This window comes from Leclercia sp. EC_58 (assembly GCF_019584355.1).
GTDB lineage: Bacteria > Pseudomonadota > Gammaproteobacteria > Enterobacterales > Enterobacteriaceae > Enterobacter.
The window spans coordinates 1-881 of sequence record NZ_VDAM01000023.1 but is presented as its reverse complement, the minus strand read 5'-3'; the positions used below and the strand labels follow the sequence as shown (position 1 = coordinate 881).

Annotated in this window: 1 protein-coding gene; it reads left to right on the top strand. The window is 54.5% G+C overall.

The window, feature by feature from the left end; genetic code table 11:
• Positions 1–86: 86 nt before the first annotated feature.
• A partial coding sequence (gene istA, locus FHC51_RS22865; RefSeq protein ID WP_220436796.1) for an IS21-like element ISSen3 family transposase occupies positions 87–881 on the top strand: 795 nt, incomplete at its 3' end.

The window sequence follows — 881 nt, the reverse complement described above, 5'->3', positions numbered from 1 at the left end:
TGTTACCAACGGTGCAAAACTGATCCACCCCAGCGGTTGAAAATTGATCCAGGGGTTAATCTGCTCCTCTGAATACAGGGGAGCTTATGATCACTTTTGAGATTCGTATGGAAATTAAAGTCCTGCACAAGCGGGGAATGAGTATCCGGGCCATTGCCAGGGAGCTGGGTATTTCGCGCAATACTGTCCGCAGCCACCTGAAAGCCAAATCTGAAAAGCCGCAGTATTCACCACGCCCGGCACCATCATCACTGCTCGATGAATACTGTGATTACATCTCTAAGCGGATCAGCGATGCGCATCCCTACAAAATCCCGGCGACCGTTATTGCCAGGGAAATCATGGAGCTGGGCTATCGTGGAGGGCTTACTATCCTGAGAGAGTTCATCCGTAAACAGACCCTGCCAGCACAGGCAGAACCGGTCGTTCGCTTCGAAACCGAGCCCGGACGGCAGATGCAGGTTGACTGGGGGACCATGCGAAACGGCAAGTCACCCCTGCATGTGTTCGTCGCTGTTCTGGGATACAGCAGAATGCTTTACATCGAGTTCACCGACAACATGCGCTACGACACGCTGGAAGCCTGTCACCGCAATGCGTTCAGCTTCTTCGGCGGTGTACCGCAGGAAGTCCTGTACGACAATATGAAAACGGTGGTGCTGCAGCGTGATGCTTACCAGACCGGGCAGCACCGGTTCCATCCTTCCCTGTGGCAGTTCGGCAAAGAGATGGGCTTCTCTCCCCGCCTGTGCCGTCCCTTCAGGGCGCAGACTAAAGGCAAGGTGGAGAGGATGGTGCAGTACGCCCGCAACAGCTTCTATATCCCGTTAATGACACGCCTGCGTCCGATGGGGATCACCGTCGATGTTGAAACCGCAAAC